The organism is Chitinimonas prasina, from assembly GCF_030160395.1.
In the GTDB taxonomy this organism is placed as follows: Bacteria; Pseudomonadota; Gammaproteobacteria; order Burkholderiales; family Chitinimonadaceae; genus Chitinimonas; species Chitinimonas prasina.
This window is the reverse complement of sequence record NZ_BSOG01000069.1, coordinates 1-566: the sequence shown is the minus strand read 5'-3', so window position 1 is coordinate 566 and position 566 is coordinate 1. Positions and strand designations below refer to the sequence as shown.

Annotated in this window: 1 protein-coding gene; it reads right to left on the bottom strand. The window is 71.9% G+C overall.

What is annotated here, in order from left to right; translation table 11 throughout:
- Positions 1-566, bottom strand: a 566-nt coding sequence (locus tag QQK16_RS21135; protein WP_284198462.1) for a PQQ-dependent sugar dehydrogenase, incomplete at both ends; no start/stop codon positions are given.

Sequence of the window (566 nt, the reverse complement as noted above, 5' to 3'; positions counted from 1 at the left end):
AGGAAGCCCGTCAGCACGTCGCGCGGATCGCCCGCAGGACGGCCGCCGTCGAACGGCACGAGGATCACCTTGTAGCCGCTGTGGGGCTTGCGGTTCCACGAGCCGTGCTGCCCGACGACCATGCCCGTGCCGAGCGGCGGGAGCGCGCGGCCGTCCGACCAGGCGAGGCCCAGCGATGCGGTGTGGGCGCCCAGCGCGTAGTCGGGCACGAGCGCCTTCGCCACGAGTTCGGGGCGCTGCGGCGACACCCGTTCGTCGACGTGCTGGCCGTAGTAGCTGTACGGCCAGCCGTAGAAGCCGCCATCGCGCACGGAGGTGAGGTAGTCGGGCACGAGGTCGCTGCCGATCTCGTCGCGTTCGTTGGCGACGGTCCACAGCACCCCGGTGGCGGGTTCCCACGCCATGCCGTTCGGGTTGCGCAGGCCGGTGGCGAAGAGCCGTTTCGTGGCCGCGGCGGGGTCCACCTCCCAGATCGCGGCGCGGCCCTCCTCGATCTCGAGGCCGTTTTCGCCGACGTTGCTGTTGGAGCCCACGGTGACGTACAGCCGCCGCCCGTCGGGCGATGC